The sequence below is a fragment of the Trinickia sp. genome, assembly GCF_051961175.1.
Classification (GTDB): Bacteria; Pseudomonadota; Gammaproteobacteria; order Burkholderiales; family Burkholderiaceae; genus Trinickia.
Genome location: NZ_JBQCDN010000159.1, coordinates 1 through 19,360 on the forward strand (window position 1 = coordinate 1; position 19,360 = coordinate 19,360).

The following is a 19,360-nucleotide window of genomic DNA, read 5'->3' on the forward strand; positions in this document are numbered from 1 at the left end:
CATGAAACTTGCCACGCTCAAAGACGGTTCCCGCGACGGTCAACTGATCGTCGTCTCGCGCGATCTGCGCACGGCCGCGATCGCCGACGGCATCGCCCCGACGCTGCAACGCGTGCTAGACGACTGGGCCTTCTACGCGCCGCAACTCGCCGAACGCTACGACGCCCTGAATCAGGGCCGCGCTCGCCATACATTCGCCTTCGAGCCGAAGGACTGCATGGCGCCGCTGCCACGCGCATTTCACTGGGCGGACGGCTCGGCCTACGTCAATCATGTGGAACTCGTGCGACGCGCGCGCGGGGCCGAGATGCCGCCCGAGTTCTGGACCGATCCGCTGATGTACCAGGGCGGCAGCGACGACTTCCTCGGGCCGCACGACGACATCGTCTGCGCATCGGAGGCGTTCGGCATCGACTTCGAGGCCGAAGTGGCCGTGGTCACCACCGATGTGCCGATGGCGACGGCGCCCGAGGCGGCGCTCAAGGCCGTGCGTCTCGTCATGCTCGTCAACGACGTGTCGCTGCGAAATCTGATTCCGGCCGAACTCGCCAAGGGGTTCGGCTTCTTCCAAAGCAAGCCCGCCACGGCCTTCTCGCCCGTGGCCGTGACGCCCGACGAACTCGGCGAACATTGGCGCGAGGGCCGGCTCGCGCGGCCGCTCGTCGTCCACTGGAACGGCAAGAAGGTCGGCCAACCCGATGCCGGCGTCGAGATGGTGTTTCACTTCGGGCAACTGATCGCCCATGCCGCGAAAACGCGCAATCTGCGGGCCGGCGCGATCGTCGGTTCGGGCACCGTCTCGAACAAGGACGAGAAGCGCGGCTATTGCTGCATCGCCGAGAAGCGTTGCCTCGAAACGATCGCGAGCGGCGCACCGCAGACCGAGTTCATGAAGTATGGCGATACCGTCAAGATCGAGATGTTCGACGAGGCCGGCAAATCGATTTTCGGCGCGATCGAGCAATCGGTCGCTCCGCTGGAGCGCGGTCGCTAGTGTTCACGGCACCGCCGATGGGGGAAACTTCGCAGGCAACATCGCACGCAACCGCGAAGTGCGCGCCGGGTTTGGCCCGATGCGAGGCCGCCCGCGCGGGCCTACACTGACGATAGAGCGACGGCCCGCGCGGGCTGTTGCCCCACCCGAGACGAGCCGACCCGGATGATCGATACGACACCTCCCGACGACTTGGCGCCCTACGCGCACTACCGCTCGCTGCGTTTGCGGCGTCATCCGCATGGCGTACTCGAAATCGTCATGAGCGGGGAAGGGATGAATAAAAGCGCGCTCGCGGCGGCCGACGATCGCATGCATCGCGAACTCGCCGAAATCTGGCGCGACGTCGACCGCGATCCGGCTACGCGCGTGGCCGTGATCCGCGGCGAGGGCAAGGGTTTTTCGGCGGGCGGAGATCTGGGCCTCGTCGAACAGATGGCCGAGCGCTTCGACGTTCGCTCGCGCGTCTGGCGCGAGGCGCGCGATCTCGTCTACAACGTCATCAACTGCAGCAAGCCGATCGTCTCCGCGATGCACGGGCCCGCCGTGGGCGCCGGGCTCGTCGCCGGCTTACTGGCCGACGTCTCGATCGCCGCGAACGACGCTCGCATCATCGATGGGCACACACGCTTGGGCGTGGCGGCCGGCGATCACGCCGCCATCGTGTGGCCGCTTTTGTGCGGCATGGCCAAGGCCAAGTACTACCTGCTGCTGTGCGAAGCCGTGAGTGGGGCCGAGGCCGAGCGGATCGGGCTCGTCTCACTGGCCGTCGACGAGGCCGAGTTGCTGCCGAAGGCGTTCGAGGTGGCCACACGATTGGCGCAAGGCTCGCAAAGCGCGATTCGCTGGACAAAGTACGCGCTCAACAACTGGCTGCGCATGGCGGGGCCGACCTTCGACACGTCGTTGGCGCTCGAATTCATGGGCTTCTCGGGCCCGGACGTGCACGAGGGCATTCGCTCGCTGCGCGAGCGGCGCGCGCCCGAATTTCCGAGCGGCGACGACCTTTCCTGAACGCATCTTCACGTATTCCTACCGTATCGAAGGAGCATCCGATGACCGACACCGCCGGCGGCCAACCGCCATTCCCGGGCTTCCCTGGCTTTCCGCCCGCCGAAATGCTCGACAAGATGTGGGACATGATGCGCCTCACGCCGTTCGGCGCGGCGTTTCCGGGAATGCAGCCGGGGACGGCGCAAGGCTTCGGCTCGCCGCTCGCCGCCATGTCGGACATGATGTCGCCGCTCATGAACGTCGAGGAACTCGATAAGCGCATCACCGATATGCGCGCCGTCGAGCAATGGCTCAAGCTGAACTTGAACATGCTGCAATCGGCGATCCAGGCGCTCGAAGTGCAGCGCGCGACGTTATCGACGCTGCGCGCGTTCGGCGCATTCGCGCAGGCGTCGATGACGCAACCGACCGAGGCCGCGAGCGGGCAAGCGAGTCCATCCTCGTCGTGGGGCAGCTCGACGAGCGGATGGCCGAACCGTTCGAACGATATGGGTACGGGCCATGCCGCTGCGCAGCCGGGCGCGGGCGCAAGCGGTGCCGCTCCTTCGGCCGACGAACCGTCGGGGGCGGGCGCGCAAGCCGGCGAGGCCGCGAGCGCCGCCTTCGATCCGTCGGGCTGGTGGAATCTGCTGCAGTCGCAGTTCAATCAGCTTGCGGCCTTCGCCATGACTGAGCCGGGCGCCGGCGGCGAGGCGGGGCCGAAGCAGCCTTCGTCGAAGAAGGCCGGCGCGGACGGTGCGTCGCGTACCAAGGCGGCCGATAAGCCCGCCGATTCTTCGGCCAAGCCGGTGGCTAAGGCGGCGGCCAAGGCGGCGAACGCGCGTAAGCGTCCGGCCAAGCCGGCATCGGCTGCCGGGGAAAAATGAAGCGCGGGGAACAATGATGCTTGCCCGGCAGCGTTGCTTGGGTCCGATTTGTCGCGCCATGCGGGTGGGCGGCGGGCGACGCTCGTTCGTGCTTTCTTTGGGTTGGACGCCGTGCGGCTAGCGTTGGTATTAATGGGGGGCGGCGCCCGCGCCGCGTATCAGGTCGGGGCGCTCAAAGCGCTGGCGCAAATCGCGCGAGACGTGGCGCCGCTTGCGCCGGCGTCGCCGTTCACGATCGTCTGCGGGACCTCGGCGGGGGCGATCAACGCGGCTTCCATCGCGAGCCATGCGGACGATTTCGTGTTCGGCGTGAGCCGGCTCATCGATTTTTGGTCCAACATTCGTGCGCGACAGGTCTATCGCACGGATTGGCGCGGCGTGGCGGCGGCCGGCGCGCGCTGGCTGGCGGCGATGAGCTTCGGGTGGGCCGTGCGGCGCTCGCCGCGCGCGCTATTCGACAACCGTCCGCTGGCGGACCTGCTGCACGGTGCGCTCGACTTCGCGCGCATCGCCGACATGCTCGATGCGCATGCGCTGCACGCGCTCTCGATCACGGCGCTCAGTTACTCGAGCGGCCGGCATCTGACGTTCTACCAAGCGGAAGAGCCGATCCAGTCTTGGCGGCGCGCGCAGCGCGGGGCGCGCATGGTGGCGCTCAAGCCGGCGCATTTGCTCGCATCGGCCGCCATCCCGTTTCTGTTTCCCGCCGTGCCGCTCGAACTCGACGGCTGTACCGAATACTTCGGCGACGGCTCGATCCGGCAGATCGCCCCCTTGAGCCCCGCGATCCATTTCGGTGCCCAGCGTATCGTCGTGCTCGGTGCGGCGGCGCCGCGCCCCGAAGTGCCGGCGGCTGCGGGCCTCGAAAGCGGGTACCCGTCGCTCGCCCAGATCGGCCAACAGGTGCTGGCCAGCGTGTTTCTGGATTCGATCGGCGCGGATATCGAGCGGATCGAACACATCAACGGGATGATTCGCCACCTTCCGCAGCAGGTCGAACCCGAGAGCGGCTGGCGGCACGTCGACGTCCTGCCGATCGCGCCGAGCGAGCGCATCGAACTCATCGCCGCGCGGCACCTCAAGCGTCTGCCGCTCACGGTCCGGGGGCTGTTGGGGGCGGTCGGCGGCAATCGCGCGGCGGGCGCATCGTTCGCGAGCTATCTGCTGTTCGAAGCCGAATTTGCCAACGAGTTGATCGATCTCGGTTTTCGAGATGCCATGGCGCAACAGGAGCGGCTGGCCGAGTGGATTCGCGCCACCCAAGACGAGGCGAAGACGAGCGGCGCGGGCGGGCGCAGCACGGCGACGGCAGGCGTGGAGGCGCCGCGCGCCGACGTTTGAGCGCGGCCGGCGTTGCTGCGGCGCGTCGAGTGCGTCCGAGAGGCCGGTGCTAGCGCGGCGCGTGCTATCATTTCAAAGATTACGATCCGTGGGCGAACACTGAAAAACCAAGAGCGCGGCAGGTCGTCGTGCCGCCGTCCGCAGGACACGAGAAATGACTCGGCGCGAGCGCGGTGCCGCGTTCGGTCATCGCCCGGGGCGCTAAGCGCCGGCCGGTGCGAGCGCGGGGGCGTATCGCCGCATCGCAGGCCTTGAGTTCGATCAATAAACGATCGTAATCACAGCGTAAAATCGTGAGCTTTTCGCCGCCCAGGCGTGGCGACGGGTCGCGTGCGGTAATCGTCATACGAGTTGGAATGGGCAGACCAGGGGTGGGACCTATGAACACCATGCTTTATCCGGAACTTTACAAATCGCTCGAATCGGTCCGATGGGACATGGAGAAGGACATTCCCTGGGACAAGTTCGACGCGTCGCTCCTGACCGACGAGCAGGCCGCGACGATCAAGATGAACGCGATCACGGAGTGGTCGGCGCTGCCGGCGACGGAGATGTTCCTGCGCGATAATCACCACGACAGCGACTTCTCCGCGTTCATGAGCGTGTGGTTCTTCGAGGAGCAAAAGCATTCGCTGGTTCTCATGGAGTACCTGCGCCGCTTCAAGCCCGAGATGGTGCCGACGGAAGCCGAGTTGCACGCGGTGCGCTTCGAATTCGATCCGGCGCCGCCGCTCGAAACGCTGATGCTGCATTTTTGCGGTGAGATTCGCTTGAACCACTGGTATCGCCGGGCTGCCGAATGGCACACCGAGCCCGTCATCAAGCACATCTACGAAACGATCTCGCGCGATGAGGCGCGTCATGGCGGCGCCTATCTGCGCTATATGAAGAAGGCGCTGAACAATTGCGGCGATGTCGCGCGCGCAGCGTTTTCGAAGATCGGTGTGTTGATGGCATCGGCGCGCCGCACCGAAAAGCCGCTGCACCCGACGAACCTGCACGTGAACCGCGATCTGTTTCCGCGCGACACGATCCAATCGCGCCTGCCCGATCCGGAATGGCTCGAGCGCTGGCTCGACGAACAGATTCGCTTCGACGACGGTTGGGAGAAGAAAGTCATCGAGCGGATTCTGCACAACTTGTCGCTGCTGTTCGAGCGCACGTTCACGACGGCCCAGGAACTGAACCGCTACCGCAAGGAAGTCGCTTCGCGCCTGCAAGCGGCAGGCTCCGGCGAGCACCAGCCCGCTTGACGAAAACGTATCGAATGGCCGAGCCCGTCGGCGCGAGGAGTGTTGCTCCTCGCCCCGGCGGGCTTTTTGTTATCGGCGGGACAAGACACTAGACACTAGATCCGCTCGCTCGCCGGCTCTGCCCTCATCGGATATTTCGCCCATGTCTTCTATGTCGCCCGTACTGTTCGAACGGAAGATCACGACCCGCGAAGCGCTTGCCGCTCGGCGCGACACGCTCGCTGCGCCCGTCGTTTTCACGAATGGCGTGTTCGACATTCTGCATCGCGGCCATGTGACCTACCTGGCACGCGCGAAGGCGCTCGGCGCGTGTTTGATCGTTGGCGTCAACAGCGATGCATCGGTGCGCATGCTGGGCAAGGGCGACGATCGGCCGATCAACCACGAAGAAGACCGTATGGCGCTGCTGGCCTCGCTGGAGTGCGTCGATTGGGTGGTGCGATTCGAGGAGCAAACGCCGGTCGAGCTGATTCGCGCGCTGCGCCCGGATGTGCTCGTCAAAGGCGGCGATTACGACATGGATGCGCTACCCGAATCGGCGCTCGTGCGGGGTTGGGGCGGGCGTGCACTCGCGATCGCATTCGAGCATGAGCGCTCGACAACGGCCTTACTCAAGAAGGTGCGCGCCCAAGCGGGTACGGCGTAGACGAGCTAGCCGCCGCCCAGCGGCGCGGCTTGGATGGCAGGCGTGGGCTCGGGCTGGCCGACGATGGCTTGCTCGGCCGTTTGTGCCTCCGAGATTGGCCGAGCCTTGATCCATTCGGGATGCACTTGCCCTTCGAGGTGGTGCGGCTCGCGGGCCCCCGCTGCCGGCGGCGGCCCGAGCATGCCGCTCGCCAGCGCGAATGCAATCAAGTTGGCGAGAAACAAAATGGCGATCAGCCAACGCAACATCGTCACGTCTCCTTATCGTTCATCACGTTCTTGCGACGCCGCTGTCTTGCGCCGCGATCCGCGCAAGCCCCGACAGCACCAGCGTGTCGTGGCGCGTGTGCGGCACATCGAGCGCGCCCGCGACGTCGCTCGCCGCGCCCCCGCTCACGACGAGCCTGACGGGTTGGCCCCACGCCCGGCACAGCTCGCGCCATGCGCGTTCGAGCAGACCGGCCTGCGCGAGCAGCGAGCCCGCCGTCATCGCCTGGCGGGTCTCGTCCGCGAACCAATGCGCCAGCGTATCGCCGGCGAGCGGGCGCCCGGAATCGGCGGCAAGCGTCGGTAGCTGCGCCGTGTGCTCGCCGAGCGAGCGCATCATCAGCGACCATCCCGGTGCGATCATACCGCCGACGAAGCGGCCATCGGCCGTGAGCGCTTCGAGCGTCGTGGCGGTGCCGAGCGTCGCGATCAGCAGCGGCTCGCCTGGAAACGCGGCATGCGCGCCGATCAGGCCAGCCCAGCGATCGCTGCCGAGGCGTTCGGGCGCGGCGTAGCCATTGACGACCCCGCATTGCCGCTCGCACGCGCGAATGAACGTTCGCGGCAGGCCGGGCCAATGCGCGTCGATGAGCGCCGCCACCCGTTCGCCGGCGGCTTCGCCCGCGACATTCGAAATCCAGGCTCCGCCTGGGGCGGGCAGGTCAGTCCATTCGTCTGCGATGTGATGGCCGAGCAATGGGGCGGGTGCTGGCACTGGCACTGGGCCGTCGCCGGCTCGAGCGGGTTCTCCGCGCCCCACGGACGGAGCATCGAAGGTATGCGCAAATACGCCGTTGTTCAGGAAGAGGCCGTGTGTATCGGCGAGTGCCCATTTCACGCGGCTGTTGCCGGCATCGATCAGCAGGAACGGCGCGCGGCCATTCATGGCGTCTCGCCGGCGAGACGGAGTGAAACGTCGCCCGTCGCGATGGACTGCATCCCCGTGTCGGTGAGCAGCAGCAGTTGCCCCGAGCCGTCGACGCCGGTCGCGACCCCGCGCATGAGCTCCGCACCCTTGTCGATCAACACGACGTCACGATTCGCGAAGGCATGGTAGCCGTTCCAGCGATCGACGAAGGCGGCGAACCCCTGCGTGCCGAATCGTTCGATCATCTCCGTCAACGCTTTGACGACGACGGCCAGCGTATCGGTCAGATTCGCATTCGGCAACGCTTGCGAGAGGGCCGCCGGTGGCGTTGCGCGCACCTGGGCCGGCAAGGCCGAGGCGGCTGCTTCCAGGTCGGCTTCGAGCGCTTCGTCGCGCTGCACGTTGATGCCGACGCCGATGACGACCGCGCTGGCACTGGCTGTGCTCCAGGCCGTCTCGATCAGAATCCCCGCGAGCTTGCGGCCGTCGAGCAGCACATCGTTCGGCCATTTCAGCGCGAACCGCGCGGCTTCGCTCGGCGCCAGACGGGCGAGTGCATCGACGACGGCGACGCCCGTGGCCAAGCTGAGCCCGGCAAGCCCCGCCAAGGGCCGCGGCAGCACGGATGCGAGCGAAAACGTCAGCGCGTGTCCCGGTTTCGTCTGCCAACTGCGGCCCTGCCGCCCGCGCCCCGCCGTTTGCCGGTAGGCGGCCCGCACGGCATGCACGCCGAAGGCGGCATGTTCGCGCGGCAGCGCCTTCATGCGCGCCATCAAATCGGTATTGGTCGAGGCCGTTTCATCGACGATTTCAAGCGCGTCCGACGGGATCGCGCTGGCACCGCCGGCGCGGGCCCGGTCCCGGTCGATGCGCCAATCGCCGCCGCCTTTGGGCGAGGCGCCGGGGCCCGGAGGGGGAAAAAGGGTATCGGTCATGGTCGTATTGTAGTGGGGCCGGCGTGGTGTGGTGCGGCAAACGCGCGCCGAGGCAGCTGCGGGGCACCGCGCCTGCCGATGCGGCGGGAGGCCCGCCAGAAGCCGCGCCCGGGCGCGGCCCGCTACAATGGCCGCAGTTCAGTTCACCGCCCGGGACGCCCTTTCCTTGGACTTCGATACTCCGCCAGGCTTGCACATCGAGGCGAGCAGCCTGGGCCCGCTCGTCACGTTGTCCGGACAATGGACCGCGCTGGCGCTCGCGCGCGACCGCGCCCGGGCGGGGACGACATCGCGCCTGACCGCACTCGCGCGCGCGGCGGCGGGCGGGGCGCCTGCTCAGTGGGATTTGTCGGCGGTGGAGCGGATGGATCACGTCGGCGGCCAGGCGCTGTGGCGCGTATGGGGCCGCAAAATGCCCGAACGCATTGCGCTCACGGATACTCAGCGCGACATCTTCGCGCGCATCGCGCTGCTCGAAGCGCAGCGCGAGGAACCTGAAGCGGTCGAACGGATCGACTTCGTTACCGCGCTCGGCCGTTCGGTGCTGGACTTCGCCGATCACGCGTACGGCGGCTTGGCCATGTTCGGCCGGTTCGTGCTCGATGCACTCTCCGTGGTGCGCCGCCCCGCGCGCGCGCCGTGGCTCGAAATTTCGGCGAACGTGTACAACGCCGGGGCGAAGGCGCTGCCGATCACGGCGCTCGTTGCCTTCCTGATCGGCATCGTCCTCAGCTACCTGTCAGCCCAGCAGTTGAGGCTGTTCGGCGCCAATCAATACATCGTCAACATTCTCGGGCTTTCTGTCATACGCGAGCTGGGACCGGTGCTCTCGGCGATCCTCGTCGCGGGACGGTCGGGGTCGGCGATCACCGCGCAAATCGGTGTCATGCGCGTAACCGAAGAACTCGACGCGATGCTCGTCATGGGCATTCCGCACGGCCTGCGCCTCGTGTTGCCGCGCGTGATCGCGCTGTCGGTGGCGATGCCGCTGCTCGTCATGTGGACGAACATCGTCGCCCTGATCGGCGGCGCGTTGGCGGCGCAACTCGTGCTGGGCATCGACATCGCCTACTTCGCCCGCGCGCTGCCGAGCGTCGTGCCGATCGCCAATCTCTGGATCGGGCTCGGCAAGGGCGTGGCGTTCGGGATGCTGATCGCGCTCGTGGCCTGCCACTTCGGGTTTCGGATCAAGCCGAATTCGCAGAGCCTCGGGACGGGCACGACATCGTCGGTGGTTTCATCGATTACCGTCGTCATCCTGGCCGATGCAATCTTTGCGATTGTCTTTCAGAACGTCGGGCTTTGACGTTTGCCACTGTGCGGATCCGCAGACGCGCGCCTCGGCTTCCAGGACTAAACTCCCAGGTTTCTCGGAGCAAAACCGGATGACTGCCCCGCTCACCGCTGCCGTGCGCCACTGTCCGCCGCCCGCGATCGCGGAGCGCGTGATCGAAGTGCGCGATCTGACCAAGCGCTACGGGGCGATGGTCGTGCACGAGCATTTGGATTTCGACGTGCGGCGCGGGGAGATCGTCTCGATCGTCGGCGGCTCGGGATCGGGCAAGACGACGCTGATCCGGCAGATCCTCGGGCTGGAGGCGCCCACGTCCGGCACGATCGCAGTGTTCGGGCGCGATACCGCGACGATCAACGAACAGACGGGACGCGTCATGCGCAGCCGCATGGGCATGCTGTTCCAGCAAGGGGCGTTGTTCTCGTCGATGTCGGTGTTCGATAACATCGCCCAGCCGATCCGCGAGCTCGGCCGCGTACCGCCCGCGCTGCTGCACGATATCGTCATGCTGAAGCTGGAGATGGTCGGGCTGCCGTGCAAACACGCATCGAAAATGCCCGCTGCGCTCTCGGGCGGCATGATCAAGCGCGTGGGCATCGCGCGTGCGCTCGCGCTGGAGCCCGAACTGCTGTTTCTCGACGAACCCACGGCGGGGCTCGATCCTAAGGCATCGGAAGACTTCGTGGAATTGATCGCGACGCTGCATCGCGCGCTTGGCTTGACGGTCGTGATGGTCACGCACGATCTCGATACGATGACGTCGCTCTCGACGCGCGTGGCTGTCATCGCCGATCGCCGCGTGCTCGTGGCCGCGCCGATCGAGGAGGCCGCGGCCGTGGATCATCCGTTCATCCACGAGTTTTTCCTCGGCCGGCGCGGGCGGCGCGCGCTGCAGGCACTCCCGCCGGAGCGCCGCGCCAAGCTGCCGCCGGCCGCGCTCGAATCGGCGTCGGCCGAGGTGCCGCTATGACGCGCCGGCGCACCGCTTGGGATGCATCGCTGAACGACGGGACGAAAGCGAATGGAAAATAAATCGCATGCATTTTGGGCCGGACTCTTTACGATCGGGCTTGGCATCACGATCGGGCTGGCCGTCTTCTGGTTCAACCTCGATCGCACCGTGCGCATCCCGTATGATCTGATTTCGCATACGAACGTCACGGGGCTGTCGACTGACGCCGACGTGCGCTATCGCGGCCTGCAAGTGGGCAAGGTGCAGTCGATCCGTTTCGATCGCGCCCATCCGGGGACGATCGTCATCCGCATCCTCGTCGACAAAAACGCGCCGATCACGCGCTCGACATTCGGTAGTCTCGGCCTGCAAGGTGTCACCGGGATCGCGTTCGTTCAACTCGACGATACCGGTACGGATCTCGCCCCCGTGCCGACATCGACGAAGCATGTCGCCCAGTTGCCGATGCGTCCCGGCTTGCTCGATCAGCTGCAACAGCGAGGCGATGCCTTGCTGAGCGAATTGGAGAGCGTGGCCGGACGTGCCGATGCCATGCTGTCGGACCAGACCCGCACCCAGTTGTTGGCGGCGGCAACGAGCCTGCAGCGCGCGGCCGATTCGGTGAACGAGCTTGCGCAAGCGGCGAAGCCGGTGGCGGCGCAATTGCCGGGGACGATGAACGCGCTCACGCGCACGCTGGCTTCGACGAATGCGCTGGTTTCGACGCTTTCGTCGCCCAGCGGGCCGCTCGTCTCGAATTTGAACAAGGTCGGCTCGGCCGCCGATCGCGCGGGCGGGGCGCTCGTGACGATGGATGCGTCGCTGCAGGAGATGTCGGCGCGGCTCGACTACGAAACCCTGCCGCGCGTGAGCGCGCTGGCCACCGACGTCAGCGGTGCGGCGCGCGCGTTCGATCGTGCGGCCGCTACGTTCAGCACGAGCCCGAGGAGCCTGCTGTTCGGCGTCGGGCGCGCGCAGCCCGGCCCGGGCGAGCCCGGATTCGCCTGGCCCGCGGCCGGCGGCGCGCGGCATTGATCGAAGAGGAAGCGAAAAGCATGGCACGTTCATCGGATCTCATCGCCCGGACGACAGCGGGACATGTCGCGTCGGCATACGGCCGGCGCGGACGTCGTGCCCTTGCCGGCCTCTTGTCGACAGCGGTACGCGTGTTGGCGGGCGCCGCCGTGGCCGGGGCGATCGGCGGCTGCGCGTTCGACACGCCGGCTGCAATCTCGAACATCCGCTACGACCTCGGCCCGCAGACGCCGCCCGCCTACTCGGGCCCGTTGCCCGCGTTGCGGTTATTCGACGTCCGCGCACCGGCGGCGCTCGACACCGACGACATTCTGTACCGCATCAGCTATGCGGATCCACGCCGGACAGCAAGCTACGCGAACAGCCATTGGACGATGCGGCCCTCGCAGTTGGTGACCGTGCGCGTGCGAGGGGCGCTGGCCGCGCGCGGGGCTGTGCTCAGCGGCGGCGAGGCGGTGAATGCGCCGCTGCTCACGATCGAGCTCGATCAATTCGAGCAGGTGTTCGACAGCGAGAGCGAGAGTCACGGAGCCCTGACAGCGCGAGCGACGCTCACGCGCAACGGCGCCTTGATCGCGCAGCAAACCTTTGTCGCGCGCGCGCCGGCGAGCATGGGCAATGCGGCGGGCGGCGTGCAAGCGCTCGCGGCCGCGAGTGACGAGTTCGTGGCACAGCTGATGGCGTGGCTCGGTATGCAGGCGGGCGCCGTGGTGCAATGAACGGCCGCAGAGCGGCGCATGCGACCAGAGCGTGATGCATCACCCACAGAGCCCATCTGCCCGCCAGTGCCCGGTTCGAAAGCGTGGCCGGACAAGGCGCCAGCGGGCCCGGGCAACGCTCGCTATAATCGGCCGACCTCTCCCTCCCACTGACGCCGGGCGTCCACGTCCACGGATGCGCGATGCCTCTTCGCGACGTCACGCTGGCGCGGTGGTCCGGCTTACCACCCGAATCTCGAGACCATGGACTCTTTCTACAAGTACCACGTCTTTTTCTGCACGAACCAACGCGATCCCGCCGCGGAGCGCCCGAGCTGCGGGCTGCGCTGCGACGCGGAGAAGATGCTCGACCACACGAAAAAACGCGTGAAGAAACTCGGCCTCGCGGGCCCAGGCAACGTCCGCATCAACAAGGCCGGCTGTTTGGATCGCTGCGAGCTGGGGCCGGCGGTCGTCGTCTATCCGGAAGGCACGTGGTACACGTACTTCGACGAAGCCGATCTGGACGAAATCGTCGATTCGCATCTGAAGGAAGGCAAGATCGTCGAGCGCCTCTTGATCGACCAGATCGATAAGAACGTTTGATCCACCTGGTTTTTGCGCAGCGTCATCCATGAACGTTCATACCCAGAAGTTTCTGATCGATGGCCCCGTCGGCAAGATAGAAATCGCGCGCGACGAACCCGCCGGGACGGCGCGCGGGATCGCACTCGTCGCTCATCCGCATCCGCTGTTCGGCGGCTCGATGGACAACAAGGTTGCCGTGACGCTCGCCCGCACGCTCGTGCAGCTGGGCTACGTGACCTATCGCTCGAATTTCCGCGGCGTGGGACAGACCGAGGGCCAGTACGACGAAGGGGTCGGCGAGCGCGAGGATCTGCTTGCGCTGCTCGGCCACATGCGCGCGCAGGCAGGGCAGGAATCGTTGCCGCTCGTGCTGGCCGGCTTCTCGTTCGGCACGGCGGTGATTTCGCACGTGGCGCGCAGGCTCGCCGAGCGCGGGCAGAGCATCGAGCGGATGGTGTTCGTCGGCACGGCCGCGAGCCGCTTCGAGGTGGCCGCTGTGCCCGAGAACACACTCGTCATTCACGGCGAGCAGGACGAGACGGTGCCGATCGGCTCCGTCTACGATTGGGCGCGGCCGCAGGAGCTGCCCGTCATCGTGATTCCCGGGGCAGAGCACTTTCTCCATCGCAAGTTGCACATCTTGAAACGGATCGTCATCGACGCCTGGCGTTGAACCGCTGCCCTGCCCGACATAAAGCTGACGAATCGACCGGGTGCCGAAGCCCGCACGGCGTGGGTTGGCGGGACGCGCCGGCGTGCGCTTGCACTGAGAAAAAGGCGGTTTCGACAAGGTATTGGCAAGACGTGCCGCGTATAATGGGCGCAAATTTTTTTCGCACCGCCCGTCGATGACGCTCCGCACGATGCATTGCGGGTACATCGCGGCGCACGTCAGCGAATCGAGCGAACCGAATCGCGCGCCGCCGGTCCAATGGGCGCCGCGCTTCGCGCCTCGCTCGTTTTTTGTGCGTCGTGACGGGCGGTGACAACCGCCGATCGGCGGCCGGCACTTCCCGATCGCGCGCATCGCGCGCGGCGCTTTTCTGCACGAATCGATCTATGCGTTCTTCCTCGCTCTTGTTCCCGTCGTTTGCTTCGTCTTTCGTTCCCTCCTCGTTCCAGCGCACCGCGCCGGTATGCGCATTGATCGCCGCCACGCTCGTCGCGGGCGCGGCTTATGCGCCGGCCGCGTCGGCGCAGGTCCCACCGCCGGCCGTGACGGCCAGATCGTGGGTGCTCGTCGATGCGACGAGCAATCAAGTGCTCGCGTCGGGCAATGCCGACGAGCGGGTCGAACCGGCATCGCTCACGAAGCTGATGACGGCCTATCTCGTCTTCGAAGCCTTGCAGACGAAGAAGATTTCGATGGAGCAGGTCGTCACCCCGAGCGATGCGGTGCGCCGGGTGAAAAACGACGAATCGCGCATGTTCATCGAAGCCGAGAAGCCCGTCACGGTGCACGATCTCGTCTACGGCATGATCATTCAGTCGGGCAACGACGCGGCAATCGCGCTGGCCGAGCTCGTCGGCGGCAGCGAGGCGCATTTCGTCGAAATGATGAACGCGGAGGCACAGCGCCTCGGCATGAAGGGCACGCACTACGCCGACGTGAACGGCATGCCGTCGGCGGGCCACTATACGACGGCCGGCGATCTGGCGGTGCTCTCGGCTCACCTGATTCGCGATTTCCCCGAGTACTACAGCATCTTCTCGGTCAAGGAATTCACGTACAACAAGATCAAGCAGCCGAACCGCAACCGGCTGCTCTGGATCGATCCGACTGTCGACGGCCTGAAGACGGGCCACACGCAAGCGGCCGGCTACTGCCTGATCGCCTCGGCCAAGCGGCCTTTGCCGGGCGTGGCCGATGCTTCCCGCCGTCTCGTCAGCGTGATGATGGGCGAGGAGAAAGAGCACGAGCGAGTGCAGGACAGCATGAAGATGCTGAACTACGGCTACTCGGCGTATGACACAGTGCGCCTGTTCAAAGCCAATCAGAGCGTGCAGACGCCGCGCGTCTACAAAGGGGCGGCGAACAGCGTGCAAGTGGGCGTGAAGAGCGATCAATACATCACCGTGCCGCGCGGCATGGGCGACAAGATCAAACCGCAATTCGTGCTGAACGAGCCGCTCGTGGCGCCGCTCGCGAATGGCCAGCCGGTGGGGACGGTGCAAATCGTCGCGGACGGCAAGACGCTCACGCAGTTCCCGGTGGTCGCATTGCAGGCGGTGCCGCAAGCGGGCATCGGTGGTCGCGTGTGGGATTCGCTCTTGCTCATGTTCGGCAAGAAGAAGTGACGGAGGTACGATCGTGAGCCCGGTGAACGAGTCCCTATTCGAGTTTCCTTGCGATTTTCCGATCAAGGTCATGGGCAAGGCGCATCCCGACTTCACGGAAACCATCGTGAACGTCGTCCGGCAATTCGACGCGAGTTTCGATGCCACACGCGTCGAAACACGGCCCTCGAGCGGCGGAAATTACACGGGATTGACCGTGACGGTGCGAGCGCTCAGCCGTGAGCAGCTGGATGACATCTATCGGGCCCTCACCGGGCATCCGATGGTCAAGGTCGTGCTGTGAACTGCGCGCGAAAGCGCTCGATTTCTTCCAGCAGCCACGCGCGAAACGCCTGAACGCGCCCACTGGCCAGCAACGGGGGCGGGCAGACGAACCAATAGGACGATGCGCTTCGCGCGTCGATCTCGAACAGGCGTACGAGCCGCCCGGTGGCGAGTTCGTGCGTCGCGATCGAGCGGCGCACGAGCGCAATGCCTTGCCCGTCGACGGCCGCTTGCAGCAGGTTCGACGAATCCTGATACAGCACACCGCGCCGCGGCTCCGGCAAGGCACCCAGCCCTGCGGCCTCGAACCAAACTTTCCACATTTGATCGTCCGAACGCAGCAGCCGCGATGATGCCGCCAACTCGGCCGGCGTCGCCGGGAGCGTGCCGCCGTTGAACGTCGGCGCGCACACGGGGAACGACACTTCGTCGAGCAGCGGCTCGACGTGAAGATCGGGATAGGGACCGATACCGAAACGAATGGCGACGTCGACATCCTCTCGCGTGAAATCGGTCAGGGCGTTCGTCGACAGCAATTCCAGATCGATCTCGGGATGACGCTCGATGAATCGGCCGATGCGTGGCGTGATCCAGCGCGCCGAGAAAGACGACGCCGAAGAGACGACGAGCCGCCTTGCCCGCTGGCCCTCGCGCACCTCGCGCGTGGCATCGGCTAGCGCCATCAAGGCCGCGCGCACGTCCTTCGCGTAGCGGCAGCCCGCGTCCGTCAACCGCACCCGCTTGCCCTGGCGCGAGAACAACGGCGTGCCGAGTTCGTCTTCCAGCGCGCGGATCTGGTGGCTGACGGCGCCATGCGTCACGAACAGTTCGTCCGCCGCGCGCGAAAAGCTTTCGTGGCGGGCGGCGGCCTCGAACGTTCTCAGCGCGTTGAGCACGGGCAGTTGTCGCAGATCCACGGATGCCTTATTTGTTAGTTTTTCTCACATGAGCGTGAGAATTGATCGTTTTGTCGATTGCCTTGATGTGCCTAGGATTGTAGCCACGAAGCAACTTTTAGGTGGAACGATCATGCGACAAATTTCCTCAAGTATCACGTTCGAAATCGCACCCGGCGAACTGCTGCCGATGATGGTGGCGCATAGCACGCGCTTGTCCGTTCATGGCGCGCCTGTGTGGGTGACGCGCAGCAACGATGTCGAAGATTATTGGCTGGCGCCCGGTCACTCGCTGCGCCTGCGGCCTGGGGAGCGCCTGTGGCTCAGCGCCGAAGGTGCCAACGCGGCGCGGGTCGCATTCGTTGCGCCGCTGTCGCGAACCGCGATGATGACCGACGTCGCGCGCGCGTTGTCTGACTGGTGGGGCGCGCGCCGCAGCGGGTGGCGTACTGTTTGAGCCTGAGCCTGCCGGAACTGGAACTTGTCGCCCGACGCCGGACCGCGCACGGCGCATGGAGGCGCCCTTGATTTCGCGCAAGCGATCCGCCGCCGGCTCGGGCGCGGCGCTCCCGATTCCGGTAAACTGCGGCCATCATGTCTGCCGCATCGTCTTTTTCGTCCGTCTCCCCGTTGCCGTCTTCTTCGGATGAGGGGCGGCAGGACCCGGTTTCAAGCCGCGCCGCCGTTCTCGACGCTCCGCTGGTGGATTTATCCCCGATCGTTCGCTGGCAAGGGGTCGTCCCCTACGAAGTCAGCTTCGACGCCATGCGCGCATTCACAGAAGCGCGTAGCGCCGACACACCCGACGAGATCTGGCTGATCGAGCATCCGCCCGTCTTCACGCTCGGTCAGGCGGGTAACCCCGCTCATTTGCTGGCGGCCGACCCGGCGATTCCGCTCGTCAAAGTCGATCGAGGCGGGCAGATCACCTATCACGGCCCAGGCCAAGTCGTCGCCTATCTGCTGCTCGATTTGCGCCGGCGCAAGCTGATGGTGCGGGAAATGGTCACGCTGATCGAGCAAGCCGTGATCGACACCCTCGCGGCGTATAATCTCGTCGGCGAGCGCCGGTCCGGTGCGCCCGGCATCTACGTGGCGCCGGGAGCGGGCGCGCTCGGGCATGAGGGCGCGAAGGTCGCCGCGCTCGGCCTTAAAATCCGCAACGGATGCAGCTATCACGGCGTAAGCCTGAACGTAAGGATGGATTTGCGGCCGTTTCTCGCGATCAATCCCTGCGGCTACGCGGGCCTGGAAACGGTCGACATGGCGACGCTCGGCGTCGCCGCCGGCTGGCACGAAGTGGCCGAAACCCTGGCGGCACGGCTCGCCGCGAACCTCGGCGGCGCGCTTGGCGCACGCTCATCGACTGGATCACCGAATGACTGACGTTACCGCTCAACCTGGCGGCGCCTCCGAGGCCCCGCAAGCCACGCCTGCCTACGACGCCACCGCCAAGCAAAAGGCGCAGGCGAAGACGGCACGCATCCCGATCAAGATCGTCCCGATCGAGAAGCTGAAAAAGCCCGAGTGGATCCGCGTGAGAGCGGCAACGGGCAGTTCGCGTTTCTCGGAGATCAAGCAGATCCTGCGCGAGCACAACTTGCATACGGTGTGCGAAGAGGCGAGTTGCCCGAACATTGGCGAGTGTTTCGGCAAGGGCACGGCCACGTTCATGATCATGGGCGACAAGTGCACGCGCCGCTGCCCGTTCTGCGACGTCGGCCACGGCCGTCCTGATCCGCTCGATACGGAAGAGCCGGGCAATCTTGCCCGCACCATCGGGGCGCTCAAGCTCAAGTACGTCGTGATCACGAGCGTCGATCGCGACGACCTCCGCGACGGCGGGGCGGGGCATTTCGTCGAATGTATTCGGCAAGTGCGCGAGCATTCGCCCGCGACGCGCATCGAAATTCTCACCCCTGACTTCCGCGGCCGCCTCGACCGCGCGCTCGAGATCCTGAACGCGGCGCCGCCCGACGTGATGAACCACAACCTCGAAACGGTGCCGCGTCTGTACAAGGAAGCGCGTCCGGGGTCGGACTACGCGCATTCGCTGAAGCTCTTGAAGGACTTCAAGGCGCTGCATCCGAACGTGCCGACGAAGTCGGGCATCATGGTGGGCCTGGGCGAGACGGAAGAAGAGATTCTGCAAGTGATGCGCGATTTGCGCGCGCATGACGTCGACATGTTGACGATCGGCCAGTATCTGCAGCCGTCGGAGCATCACCTGCCCGTTCGGGCTTACGTGCATCCCGATACGTTCAAGATGTACGAGGAAGAGGCGTACAAGATGGGCTTCACGCATGCTGCCGTGGGCGCGATGGTGCGCTCGAGCTATCACGCCGATCAACAAGCGCACGACGCGGGCGTTGAAGGCGTGGTTTGATGCGTTTCGCTGAGCGCGGTTAAGCCGTTGCGCCAGCTGCCTGCGCGGCGGCGCGATCGATCCTGATGATCGGTCGCGCCGCCGCGTTCGTTTTAATCGGACGAATCACCTTGAGTTTCCGGCCAGCCGGACGTCCGCTGTCCGGCGTTCCGGAAAGCCGGACGCCGCCTGCCGTCGTTGATAAGAAATATCAATAAAATCAATGACTAACGGCGCATCGCGCGTTGGCATTGACCTTGCAATCGATGGACCCCACGAACGGCTGCCTCGGCCAATCGAATCATTCCTAAGTGGGAGACAACGATGCGTCCTTTGAAGAAACCCTTCTATCGAATCCTCTATGTGCAGGTGATTGCGGCGATCATCGCCGGCGTCTTGCTCGGTCATTTCGCGAGCGCAACCGCGATCGACATGAAACCGCTCGGGGACGCATTCATTAACCTCGTGAAGATGGTGATCGGCCCCATCATCTTCTGTACCGTCGTGACTGGCATCGCCGGCATGGAAGACATGAAGAAGGTCGGCCGCGTGGGTGGCAAGGCGCTGCTGTACTTCGAAGTCATCTCCACGTTCGCCCTGTTGCTGGGCCTCATTGCCACGCATGTGCTGAAACCGGGCGCGGGCTTCAATGTCGACGTGCATACGCTCGACGGCAAGGCGGTCGCCTCGTACGCGGCGAAGGCGCACGGGCAAAGCACCGTCGATTTCTTCATGCACATCATCCCGCGCACGCTGACCGATGCCTTTGCACAAGGCGAGATCCTGC

23 protein-coding genes are annotated in these 19,360 nt (G+C 65.6%); 18 read left to right on the plus strand and 5 right to left on the minus strand.

Going from position 1 to position 19,360, the window contains the following annotated elements; genetic code table 11:
- Position 1 precedes the first annotated feature (1 nt).
- The 4 genes from ACTHL0_RS09155 (at position 2) to ACTHL0_RS09170 (ending at position 4,215) form a co-directional block, all read left to right on the plus strand.
- Entirely contained in the window at positions 2 to 994 is a 993-nt protein-coding gene (locus ACTHL0_RS09155) for a fumarylacetoacetate hydrolase family protein (protein ID WP_440566415.1), read from the plus strand.
- A gap of 165 nt (positions 995 to 1,159) precedes the next feature.
- Positions 1,160 to 2,008, plus strand: coding sequence for an enoyl-CoA hydratase/isomerase family protein (locus ACTHL0_RS09160; protein ID WP_440537042.1), 849 nt, complete (start codon positions 1,160 to 1,162; stop codon positions 2,006 to 2,008).
- A 41-nt stretch (positions 2,009 to 2,049) separates the two neighbouring features.
- Positions 2,050 to 2,874, plus strand: coding sequence for a PhaM family polyhydroxyalkanoate granule multifunctional regulatory protein (locus ACTHL0_RS09165; RefSeq protein WP_440537043.1), 825 nt, complete (start codon positions 2,050 to 2,052; stop codon positions 2,872 to 2,874).
- Between the two features lie 111 nt (positions 2,875 to 2,985).
- Positions 2,986 to 4,215 carry a patatin-like phospholipase family protein gene (locus tag ACTHL0_RS09170; RefSeq protein WP_440537044.1) on the plus strand — a complete coding sequence of 410 codons (1,230 nt, stop codon included), beginning with the start codon at positions 2,986 to 2,988 and terminating at the stop codon, positions 4,213 to 4,215.
- A gap of 79 nt (positions 4,216 to 4,294) precedes the next feature.
- Here ACTHL0_RS09170 and ACTHL0_RS09175 read toward each other — a convergent pair whose 3' ends face one another.
- Positions 4,295 to 4,561 (minus strand): hypothetical protein, encoded by a 267-nt coding sequence (locus ACTHL0_RS09175; RefSeq protein WP_440537045.1) that lies wholly within the window; start codon positions 4,559 to 4,561, stop codon positions 4,295 to 4,297.
- Positions 4,562 to 4,595: 34 nt separating this feature from the next.
- Here ACTHL0_RS09175 and ACTHL0_RS09180 point away from each other — a divergent pair, with 34 nt between their 5' ends.
- Together ACTHL0_RS09180 and rfaE2 are read left to right on the plus strand one after the other, a co-directional pair.
- Positions 4,596 to 5,468 (plus strand): ferritin-like domain-containing protein, encoded by an 873-nt coding sequence (locus ACTHL0_RS09180; RefSeq protein WP_440566416.1) that lies wholly within the window; start codon positions 4,596 to 4,598, stop codon positions 5,466 to 5,468.
- 151 nt (positions 5,469 to 5,619) lie between these two features.
- Entirely contained in the window at positions 5,620 to 6,114 is a 495-nt protein-coding gene (rfaE2, locus tag ACTHL0_RS09185; protein WP_440566433.1) for a D-glycero-beta-D-manno-heptose 1-phosphate adenylyltransferase, read from the plus strand.
- Positions 6,115 to 6,119: 5 nt separating this feature from the next.
- Here the strand turns inward: rfaE2 and ACTHL0_RS09190 are convergent, their stop codons facing one another.
- Genes ACTHL0_RS09190 through ACTHL0_RS09200 form a run of 3 tightly spaced genes read right to left on the minus strand, consistent with a single transcriptional unit; the run spans position 6,120 to position 8,183 of the window.
- Complete coding sequence (locus ACTHL0_RS09190) at positions 6,120 to 6,362, minus strand: hypothetical protein (RefSeq protein WP_440566417.1); 243 nt, start codon at positions 6,360 to 6,362, stop codon at positions 6,120 to 6,122.
- Positions 6,363 to 6,384: 22 nt separating this feature from the next.
- Positions 6,385 to 7,266 (minus strand): type III pantothenate kinase, encoded by an 882-nt coding sequence (locus tag ACTHL0_RS09195; protein ID WP_440566418.1) that lies wholly within the window; start codon positions 7,264 to 7,266, stop codon positions 6,385 to 6,387.
- Positions 7,263 to 8,183: a biotin--[acetyl-CoA-carboxylase] ligase gene (locus ACTHL0_RS09200; protein WP_440566419.1), complete on the minus strand. Its 921-nt coding sequence runs from the start codon at positions 8,181 to 8,183 to the stop codon at positions 7,263 to 7,265. The genes ACTHL0_RS09195 and ACTHL0_RS09200 overlap by 4 nt, the downstream gene beginning before the upstream one ends.
- 166 nt (positions 8,184 to 8,349) lie before the next feature.
- Between ACTHL0_RS09200 and ACTHL0_RS09205 the strand changes: the two genes are divergently transcribed.
- The 8 genes from ACTHL0_RS09205 to ACTHL0_RS09240 all read left to right on the plus strand — a co-directional run bounded on the left by ACTHL0_RS09205 (position 8,350) and on the right by ACTHL0_RS09240 (position 15,331).
- The gene (locus ACTHL0_RS09205; protein ID WP_440566420.1) at positions 8,350 to 9,489 is read left to right on the plus strand and encodes an MlaE family ABC transporter permease; all 1,140 of its coding nucleotides are present in this window, start codon (positions 8,350 to 8,352) and stop codon (positions 9,487 to 9,489) included.
- A 79-nt stretch (positions 9,490 to 9,568) separates the two neighbouring features.
- Complete coding sequence (locus ACTHL0_RS09210; protein WP_440566421.1) at positions 9,569 to 10,447, plus strand: ABC transporter ATP-binding protein; 879 nt, start codon at positions 9,569 to 9,571, stop codon at positions 10,445 to 10,447.
- A gap of 51 nt (positions 10,448 to 10,498) precedes the next feature.
- Positions 10,499 to 11,464 (plus strand): MlaD family protein, encoded by a 966-nt coding sequence (locus ACTHL0_RS09215; RefSeq protein WP_440566422.1) that lies wholly within the window; start codon positions 10,499 to 10,501, stop codon positions 11,462 to 11,464.
- Between the two features lie 20 nt (positions 11,465 to 11,484).
- The gene (locus ACTHL0_RS09220; RefSeq protein ID WP_440566423.1) at positions 11,485 to 12,183 is read left to right on the plus strand and encodes an ABC-type transport auxiliary lipoprotein family protein; all 699 of its coding nucleotides are present in this window, start codon (positions 11,485 to 11,487) and stop codon (positions 12,181 to 12,183) included.
- A 243-nt stretch (positions 12,184 to 12,426) separates the two neighbouring features.
- Positions 12,427 to 12,768, plus strand: coding sequence for a (2Fe-2S) ferredoxin domain-containing protein (locus ACTHL0_RS09225; protein WP_440566424.1), 342 nt, complete (start codon positions 12,427 to 12,429; stop codon positions 12,766 to 12,768).
- A 28-nt stretch (positions 12,769 to 12,796) separates the two neighbouring features.
- Entirely contained in the window at positions 12,797 to 13,423 is a 627-nt protein-coding gene (locus ACTHL0_RS09230) for an alpha/beta hydrolase (RefSeq protein ID WP_440566425.1), read from the plus strand.
- Between the two features lie 386 nt (positions 13,424 to 13,809).
- A complete protein-coding gene (locus ACTHL0_RS09235; protein ID WP_440566426.1) occupies positions 13,810 to 15,048 on the plus strand; it encodes a D-alanyl-D-alanine carboxypeptidase family protein in 1,239 nt (412 codons plus the stop codon).
- Positions 15,049 to 15,061: 13 nt separating this feature from the next.
- Positions 15,062 to 15,331 carry a DUF493 family protein gene (locus ACTHL0_RS09240; RefSeq protein ID WP_440566427.1) on the plus strand — a complete coding sequence of 90 codons (270 nt, stop codon included), beginning with the start codon at positions 15,062 to 15,064 and terminating at the stop codon, positions 15,329 to 15,331.
- On the opposite strand, the gene ACTHL0_RS09245 is transcribed toward ACTHL0_RS09240, so the two are convergent.
- Positions 15,315 to 16,229, minus strand: a complete 915-nt coding sequence (locus ACTHL0_RS09245; RefSeq protein WP_440566428.1) for a transcriptional regulator GcvA — start codon at positions 16,227 to 16,229, stop codon at positions 15,315 to 15,317. The genes ACTHL0_RS09240 and ACTHL0_RS09245 overlap by 17 nt on opposite strands.
- Positions 16,230 to 16,341: 112 nt before the next feature.
- Here ACTHL0_RS09245 and ACTHL0_RS09250 point away from each other — a divergent pair, with 112 nt between their 5' ends.
- The 4 genes from ACTHL0_RS09250 to ACTHL0_RS09265 form a co-directional block, all read left to right on the plus strand.
- Positions 16,342 to 16,665 (plus strand): DUF2917 domain-containing protein, encoded by a 324-nt coding sequence (locus ACTHL0_RS09250; protein WP_440566429.1) that lies wholly within the window; start codon positions 16,342 to 16,344, stop codon positions 16,663 to 16,665.
- 137 nt (positions 16,666 to 16,802) lie between these two features.
- The gene (gene lipB / locus ACTHL0_RS09255) at positions 16,803 to 17,594 is read left to right on the plus strand and encodes a lipoyl(octanoyl) transferase LipB (protein WP_440566430.1); all 792 of its coding nucleotides are present in this window, start codon (positions 16,803 to 16,805) and stop codon (positions 17,592 to 17,594) included.
- The gene (lipA, locus tag ACTHL0_RS09260) at positions 17,587 to 18,594 is read left to right on the plus strand and encodes a lipoyl synthase (RefSeq protein WP_440566431.1); all 1,008 of its coding nucleotides are present in this window, start codon (positions 17,587 to 17,589) and stop codon (positions 18,592 to 18,594) included. Before lipB ends, lipA begins: the two co-directional genes overlap by 8 nt.
- Before the next feature lie 303 nt (positions 18,595 to 18,897).
- On the plus strand, positions 18,898 to 19,360 hold a 463-nt coding region (locus ACTHL0_RS09265; RefSeq protein WP_440566432.1), incomplete at its 3' end, for a cation:dicarboxylate symporter family transporter.